The 8,023-nt window shown below is 60.9% G+C and carries 8 protein-coding genes; 1 reads left to right on the forward strand and 7 read right to left on the reverse strand.

The annotated features are described in order from the left end of the window. From ABYO54_RS11100 to ABYO54_RS11130, 7 genes are all read right to left on the reverse strand, one after another. A partial coding sequence (locus tag ABYO54_RS11100; RefSeq protein WP_407992464.1) for a DUF6941 family protein occupies positions 1 to 199 on the reverse strand: 199 nt, incomplete at its 3' end. Positions 200 to 288: 89 nt separating this feature from the next. Continuing rightward, a complete protein-coding gene (locus ABYO54_RS11105) occupies positions 289 to 723 on the reverse strand; it encodes a pyridoxamine 5'-phosphate oxidase family protein (RefSeq protein ID WP_372808317.1) in 435 nt (144 codons plus the stop codon). Between the two features lies 1 nt (position 724). Next, positions 725 to 1,624 carry a thiamine-phosphate kinase gene (gene thiL, locus ABYO54_RS11110; protein ID WP_372808318.1) on the reverse strand — a complete coding sequence of 300 codons (900 nt, stop codon included), beginning with the start codon at positions 1,622 to 1,624 and terminating at the stop codon, positions 725 to 727. An 86-nt stretch (positions 1,625 to 1,710) separates the two neighbouring features. Continuing rightward, a complete protein-coding gene (locus tag ABYO54_RS11115) occupies positions 1,711 to 2,991 on the reverse strand; it encodes an ABC transporter permease (protein ID WP_372808319.1) in 1,281 nt (426 codons plus the stop codon). Between the two features lie 5 nt (positions 2,992 to 2,996). Beyond that, positions 2,997 to 3,698 carry an ABC transporter ATP-binding protein gene (locus ABYO54_RS11120; protein ID WP_372808320.1) on the reverse strand — a complete coding sequence of 234 codons (702 nt, stop codon included), beginning with the start codon at positions 3,696 to 3,698 and terminating at the stop codon, positions 2,997 to 2,999. After that, complete coding sequence (locus tag ABYO54_RS11125) at positions 3,695 to 5,251, reverse strand: hypothetical protein (protein WP_372808321.1); 1,557 nt, start codon at positions 5,249 to 5,251, stop codon at positions 3,695 to 3,697. The genes ABYO54_RS11120 and ABYO54_RS11125 overlap by 4 nt, the downstream gene beginning before the upstream one ends. Next, positions 5,205 to 6,881 carry a TolC family protein gene (locus tag ABYO54_RS11130; protein WP_372808322.1) on the reverse strand — a complete coding sequence of 559 codons (1,677 nt, stop codon included), beginning with the start codon at positions 6,879 to 6,881 and terminating at the stop codon, positions 5,205 to 5,207. Before ABYO54_RS11130 ends, ABYO54_RS11125 begins: the two co-directional genes overlap by 47 nt. Before the next feature lie 132 nt (positions 6,882 to 7,013). Here ABYO54_RS11130 and ABYO54_RS11135 point away from each other — a divergent pair, with 132 nt between their 5' ends. Beyond that, entirely contained in the window at positions 7,014 to 7,904 is an 891-nt protein-coding gene (locus ABYO54_RS11135; protein WP_372808323.1) for a diacylglycerol kinase family protein, read from the forward strand. Positions 7,905 to 8,023 lie beyond the last annotated feature (119 nt).

Genomic DNA, 8,023 nt, shown 5'->3' on the forward strand with positions numbered 1-8,023 from the left:
CGTCGGGATTGACCAGCTGCAGCTTCACCGAGTGCACGCCCTCCTCCATCTTGTCGAACCGCAGGCGCAACGCAATGGCGCAGGCGGGATGGGATACGGGCACCCGGGCCGCATAGATCTGGTCGAACGTGCCGAGGATATTCAACTTGCCGTGGTTGTCGGTGGCGGCATCGCAAAGGGCAAAAACTTCTATCTTCATCGTTAATCTCCAAAAGGCACGGTAGACAAAGCGTCGCAGGAAAAAAAGGTTATTGAACGCGGGACTGCGCCCAGCGGGAAAAACCCCGCCTAGAGCTCCAGCACGTCCGGTTGCATCTGGGGCGGCGTGACCCGCTCGATCCGGTAGGGCTTGATCACCAACACGGCATAGTTGGGATCGTCCGGCCCGGAGAAGATCGGCTCAAGCGTCGGATTCCAGAACGCCTGTTTCTCGGCAGCATCCGTCACCACCTCGGCGCGCCCCTGGATCTGGTAGTAGGATTTCATATCCATCGGGTCCGTCACGCCGCAGGTCAGGTGCACTTCGGGGTTTGCCTTGATCTGCTCCACCTTGCGCGCGCAGAGAAACGTGCCGCAGCGCAGCGTCAAGTCCTCGTCGCCGCGGATCATCACATACCGCGTCCAAGGGAGCCCGTCGGCCGTAACCGTGGCCAAGCCGGCCAATTGCAGCGGCAGCAGTCCATCGACCATCTTTTTCTTCAAGACCTTCATTCCATCAGTCATTTCACGGTCTCCTGTAATGTTCGTATGCTTTCGATTTCAACACCTGCCCGTCCAGCCGCAACACCCCGGTTTCGCCGGTGATGGCGCCCACCTTCGAAAGGGGCGTTTCGAACCGCGCCCGCCAACGGGCTTGCAGCAAATCCGAATCCCCTTCCGCGACGGTCAGCAACAATTCAAAATCCTCGCCGTCATAAATCGCTTGCTCCAGCGAGCCATTGCTTGGAATGGATTCGCCCTGCAGCGATGCGCCCACGCCGCTCTGCGCCAGGATATGGCGGAGATCGGTGGCCAGTCCATCGCTGATATCCATCATGGCATGCACCACCCCGGTCTCCCTCAGGAAAACCCCTTCGTCCACCCGCGGGACAAAATCGAGGTGCTTTCCCGCGAGACTGCCCCCCAGCGAGCCCGTCACGAAAACCGCATCGCCCACCCGGGCCCCGGACCGGAGCAACGCGTTGCCCGCAGGCACCAACCCCGTTCCGAACAGATGCAATTCCAGGCTAGCCCCCTTGGCCAAGTCGCCGCCGATGATGGTGGCCCCAAAACGGTTGCAGAGCGCAATCATGCCCTCGTAGATGCGTTCGATCCGCCCAAACTCCACCTCCGGGGGAGCAACGACGTTCACTAGAATCCACTGCGGGCATCCGCCCATCGCGGCGATATCGCTCAGGACGCGCCCCACGGCCTTGTTGCCGACCCGGACCGGATCGTCGCTCGGCAAGAAATGCACGCCCTCGACCACCGGATCGGTCGTGAAAAGCTGGTTGTTCCCCGTACCCGAAAGGGCGCAAACCGCGCAGTCGTCGCCCACGCCAACCAAGACGTCGCCCGGCGTCCCGAGCATGGCCGACAGCCGCGCGATGGCTTCGTGTTCTCCCAAATTTCCCAACGTCATCATTGCAACAGCGTAGCCAAACCATGGTGCCGCGCAACACAATTGCGGATCATTATCCCCCGGCGCTGCCGGTTCCGGCCGCGGCGGCCCTATTCGTGCCGCAGGGCTTCGATCGGATCCATCAGCGCGGCGCGCCGCGCGGGATAGATCCCGAAGACGACGGAGACGGTGACCGAGACCGAGAAGGCGATCGCGAAGGCCGGGAACGTCAGCACGGTTTTCACGTTGGTGACCGCCGTGATGGCCAGCGGAATGATGGCACCGAACACGAGGCCAATCACCCCGCCGGAGATGGACAGGAGCAGGGTCTCCATGAGGAATTGCAGAACGATGTCGCGGCGGCGGGCGCCGAGCGCGCGGCGGATGCCGATTTCGCGGGTGCGCTCGCTGACGGTGGCCAGCATAATGTTCATGATGCCGATGCCGCCGACGATCAGGGAAATGGCAGCAATGGAACCGAGGACGATGTTGAACAGGCGGCGGGTTTCGCGCGCCTGGCGGATGAGCTCCAACGGAACCACCACGCTGTAGTCTTCCTTCCTGTGGTTTTTCTTCATCTGCCGGCGCACCGCATCGACGGCGCGAACCACGTTTTTCTGCGAATCGATCGTGAGGATGAGTTCGTGCAACTCGATTTTTTCGAAGGTGCTGCCGCCGTCGGCCCATTGCATGAAAAGGTCGCCGCGTTTTTGAATATAGGTGCGCAGCGGGATATACACATGCTGGTTTTCGCCTTCGAGCCACAGCTCATTCTGCCCCGGGAGTTCGGTCTGGGCGATATCCCCGACGATGCCGACGACCGAATAGGAGTCGCCGTCGATCGACAGCGTTTGGCCAATAGGGTCGTACCCGGCGAAGAGGATGCGCGCCAACCGGGTTCCGACCACGCAGACCGGGGTTCCGAAATCCATGTCGGCGGCGGTCAGGAAACGGCCGCGCACCATGCGGTAGTTCTGGACCCGCAGATACCAGGGCGTGGTTGCAATGACGTCGGTTTGTAGCCGCCGGCCCTTGAAACCGACCTCGTAGCGCAACCGCTTGATCGGCGTGCTGGACACCAGATTGGGCACATAGCGCGACAAATCGGCGGCATCGGCATAGGTGAGGCCATAGGACGCCAACTGGTTTCTGCGGCCCCGGCCCGACGAGTTGTTTTCCTCCTGGGGAACCTTAACGCTTTGGAGCAGAATGTTCTGGCTGCCCATCCGCTGGATCTTTTCCTGGATCTCGCGGTTGGCCCCCTCGCCCACGCTCAGCATGGCCACCACGGAGCAGACCCCGAAGATGATGCCAAGCATCGTCAACCCGGCACGGAGCTTGTACTGCCCGAGGTTTTTGACCGCCAGCTTGATCATCCGCTCTGGACGCATCGACCTCACGATTTGGCCGCTCCCTGCCAGTCGTTGGATAAAATTTCGCCGTCGCTGAAACGAACCACCCGCTGGGCGCGGCGGGCAACCTCGTCGTCGTGCGTGACCATCACAATGGTTTTGCCCTCGGCGTGCAGCTCGTCGATCAGCTCGAGGATCTCATGCCCGGTCTTGGAGTCGAGGTTGCCGGTCGGCTCGTCGGCCAACATCAGGAGCGGATCGCAGACCAGCGAACGGGCGATGGCGACGCGTTGCTGCTGCCCCCCGGAAAGCTCCATGGGCTTATGGCCGAGGCGGGCGGTCAGCCCCATGCGCTGGACCAGCTTTTCGGCCCGGACGCGCGCCTCGGATTCGGGTACGCCCTGATAGAAGAGCGGCACCTCGATGTTCTCGAGGACATTCAGCTGCGGGATCAGGTTGTAGGATTGGAAGATGAAGCCCAACCGTTTCGAGCGGATTTCCGAAAGCTCGACGTCGTCGAGCCCCGAAACATCCTCGCCGCCGAGCAGATAGGCGCCTTGCGTCAGGCGGTCCAGGCAACCCAGGATGTTCAGGCAGGTCGATTTCCCCGATCCCGAGGCCCCCATGATCACCGCATATTCGCCGCGGTCGATCCGCAGATCGATGCCCCGCATCGCGGTAACCCGCAGCGCCCCGTTGGCGTATTCCTTGACGGCGCCTTTCAACTCGACGATCGGTTCGTTCATTCCGCTTCCTGGGCTTTCCCGGCACCGGCTTTTTCGGTTTTGGATTCCTCGGCGAGCGGGCTCTTCTTCAGCTTGGTTTCGGCTTCGAGCTCCACCTCGGCATAGAGCAACAGCTCTTCGCCTTCTTCCAACCCTTCGGTAATTTCGATGGACTGGTTGTTGAACTTTCCAATCCCAACCTCGCGCAACTGCTTTCGGCCCCGCTTCACCACGTAGACATAGTGCTTTCCTTCGCTGGAAACCACGGATTGGATCGGGACATTGAGCACATCGAGCAACCGGTCCGTCACGATTTCAACCGTCGCCGACATCCCCGGCTTGAGCTGCCCCTTCGCCTTCGAGGTCACATTGATCACGATGGCATAGGTCTTCACGCCCGTGCTGAACCAACCCTGCGAGTCCGGAACGGCGCTGATCTTTTCAACCTGGCCGTGCAACACTAGCCCGGGTACCGCATCCAACGTGGCGACCGCCGGCTGCCCGAGGTTCACCTTGTCGATCATGGCCTCCGGAATCCCGACCTTCATATCCCAGGCCGTCAAATCGGGAAAGGAGAGAATGGCCTGGCGGAACTGGACGGTGGCCCCCTTTTCGATTTTCGACATGCTCCCGAAGCGTTCGGGTTTGGGGTAGAAAACCTGCCCGGAAAAATCGGCATAGGACTTGGTGTTGGCAAACTGCACTTCGCGGGTGGCGAGCTGGTTTTTCTCGATTTCCAGCCGGGTTTTCTTCGAGCGGATCGACGCTTCCTTGCTTTCAATGTCGGCCGAATTGGTTTTTTCGAGGCGCAGCAGGGCGTCTTTGGCATTCACTACGGCGTTTTCGAGCTCCTTCTGCTTCTTGGTATGGGTATATTCCTTCAGAATCCTCAACTCCGCCGTCTTGTTGCGGACCTCGACCTCCTTGCGCTGGACCGAAAGCCGGGCGGAATCGAGATCGTTCTTGTTCGAATAGCCCTTGTCGTAAAGCTCCTGGGTGCCTTCCAACTCGCTGATGGCCCGTTTGAGCTCCTCCTCGGCCAGCATGATGTCGGACTCCGCCTTTTCCTTCATCTGCGCATACTCGACCTCTTCGTATTTTTTCAGATCCAGCACCGCCAGCTCGACTTTCAGCTTGGCGCTTTCGACATCGGTCGTGTTCTTAAGCCGGGCGATGGCGAGGGTTTCCTGCGCCAGCTTGAGGCTGGCTTCGGCTTCGGCCACATCCGACTGCTGGTCGAGATAGCGCTCCATCAGCTCGCTCGATTCGAGTTCGAACAGCAACTGGCCGTTGGTGACGGCCGCCCCGTCGTCGACCACCTCGATGAGCTTGGCGTCCCGATAGGCCTCGTTCAGGATTTGCCGGCTGCTTTTCGCCACGAGTTCGCCCGACTGCAGGATGCTCACCACCAAGTCGCCGCGCTGCACCTGGCACAGGTGCGCGGTATCCATGTCGACGCTATCGTCATCGCCGCCGCGTCTGGCAAGCAGGAACACGATCAAGACAACGCATGCGATGAGGGCGATTTTACCGCTGCGGCGCTGCCACAGCTTTTTCAGGATCCGACTGTTCATACCACATTCCCTTGGGGTCGATTTCAAAACGTTCGATGGCGTTCCAGAAGCGCAGGCGGTTGATGGTGTAGTCCACCAGCGCGGCGGTCGCTTCGTTTTTGGAGGAGAGCAGGTCGTCCTCGGCTTCGAGCAGATCGCGGGTGAGCGCCTTGCCCTGCTTGAGCAGCAGCTGCGTGTTTTCCACGCGGCGCGTGGAAAGCTCCACGCTCAACAGGCGGTTCTTGTAGACGGAGCGGTTGCGCTCCAGTTTGCGCCAGAGGTCGCGCACGGTGCGGCGGATGTCGTCCTCCTCTTCGGAGAGCGCGCGCACCTCGCGGTCGAGGCTGATCTGGGCGATGCGGTAGGCATTGCGCTTTTCGGTCCAGTCCAGCGGCAACTCCAGCCCCACGCCGAGGTTTTGCGCCACGTCGTCGTGCACCGTGGAATTGTCGCGCGTATCGAGGTTCTTGGTCACGGAATAGGAGACGTCCAGGTTCGGCAGGAAATTGCGGCGGCGGATCTCCACCTTGCGCTGTTTGTCCTGCACCTGCTCGCGAAGATTGATCAGATCCAGCCGGTTGGACAGCGCCGAAACCAGCGCCTCCTCGAAATCGACCTCGACCTCGATCAGCCCCTTCATCTCCAGCCGGGCCAGCTCGTTCGTATCCGGCACCACGTTGAGCTCGATCGGCAGCCCCAGCGCGTAACGGAAATCATCGATCGCCGAATCGTAGTTGGACTGGGCCAGCGACCAGCGGTCGGCCGCGTTGAGTTCGCTCTGCATGGCCTCGGCGGCCTGGAAGTCGGCAATGCGCCCGGCCTTGGCATACGACTCGGTCTGCTTGCGGTTGAGCACGGCGCTCTCGAAGCTGTTGCGCTGGTTGATCAGCTGGTCGCGCGCCTGCAAGGTCGAATAGTACAGCGATGCGATATCGATCACGAAGTCCTGCTGATAGCGCTTGAATTCGCGCACGGCATAAACCATGTCGCGCTCGGCCTGCCGCAGCGGCTCCTTGGTCACCAGCGGGCCGAAGCCGTTGAGCAGCGGCTGCACGATGTTGAGCGAAAGCGCGTTGTTGGCATCGGATGAATCCGGATTGGTGAAATAGCTGAAGACGTTCTGGGTGAAGCCGAGCGACACCTTGGCCCCGGTCGCCAGCGTCCGCGTCACGCCGGCCTTGATGGTGGTGTCGATGCCGTTGTCGCCGAAGGTTTCGGCGGTTCCGTCCTCCAGCGTGGTGTATTCGGTCGAAACGTCGGCGGAGGCACTGTAGTTCCAATTGAAATCCTTCTGGGTTTCGCTCAGGTTCAGCGCCTCGATATAGAGGGTTTCCTTGCGGGTTTGATAGGAGCGGCTGTTGGCCATGGCGATCGCCAACGTATCGGCCAGCGAAAGCACTTCGGCCGTCTCCAGCTTGCGTTCCGTCGCCATCAACCGCTGCACCAATGCGTCGTCGGCCCCGCCGATGCTGAAGGGCTCGGCCGCCCCCATCGCCTTGGACTGCGCACCGGCAATGTTGCCGTAGGCCGCCCGGTCGGCACGGTCCTCGGCATAGTCGCCGATTTTGGTACACGACGAAAGCAACAACACCGCCGCGAACAACGCGCCGTTTTTTATCTCTCCCCAATATTTTCCATCCATCACAGGCATAAGACGACGAACGTAGGCGAACAAGGACAGACGAACAACGGAATTTAGACGATTTCAGGTCAGGCCGTGGTTCACAAGGCCCTCGCCATGTGCTACAAGATTCGTCGAAGAATAAAGGAATCGTGCAATCCCATGAAACAGGTACTCGTACTCATCAATCCAAAATCCGGCGTGGGCGGCCCCTACCGCTACATCACCGCCGTCCAAGACGCATGGGACGACGACGAACACGACGTCTACTACCAGTTCAGCCAATCCGCCGAAGATGGCGCCGCCAAAACCCGCCGCGCCATCGAATACGGGATCGACATCATCCTGGTCGTCGGCGGCGACGGCATGGTCAACACCATCGGCTGCGAATTGGTGGGCACCAACGTCGCCCTCGGGGTCATTCCCGCCGGCAGCGGCAACGGTTTCGCCCGCCACTTCAAGATCCCGCTCCAGCCCGTTGCGGCGGCCGAAGCCCTGCTGAAGGGCCGCACGCTTCCCATCGACGTCGGCAAAGTCAACGACCGGCTGTTCTTCGTCACCTGCAGCATGGCCTGGGATGGCGCACTCGTCGAAACCTTCGAAAAGTATCCCTTCCGCGGGCTGGTGCCCTACGTGCTGGCCGGCGCGCAGCAACTGCTCGAATACAAGGCCCAGCCCTTCCACGTCGAAATCGACGGGGAAAAGCTCCATCTCAAGCATCCGCTCATTTTCACGGTCGCGAACCTGTCGCAGTTCGGTTCCGACGTGCTCGTGGCGCCCGATGCGCAGGCCGACAACGGCAAACTCGAGCTCGTCGCCATCGAACGCAAGGATCTGCCGATGGTGCTGACGCAGGTTCACCGCTTCATCGAGCGCACCTTCCACCACCATCCGCTGGTCGTCAACCGGCACTTCGAACACATGATCGTCAAACGCGAAAACCAAACCCCGATCCAGGTCGACGGCGAAATCTTCAACACCGAAAAGGAAGTGCACATCGAGGTGCTGCCCTCCGCCCTCAACGTGCTGGTCCCCCAGGAAACATCGACGTAGGCCCATGGACAGCTTTTCCCCCGACATTCTCTATATGCGCATGGCGCTGCGCGAGGCCGAGCAAGCCGCCGCCGAGGGCGAAGTGCCTTGCGGGGCCGTCATCGTGCTCAACGGCGAAA

It is taken from the genome of Pontiella sp., assembly GCF_041622395.1.
GTDB lineage: Bacteria > Verrucomicrobiota > Kiritimatiellia > Kiritimatiellales > Pontiellaceae > Pontiella.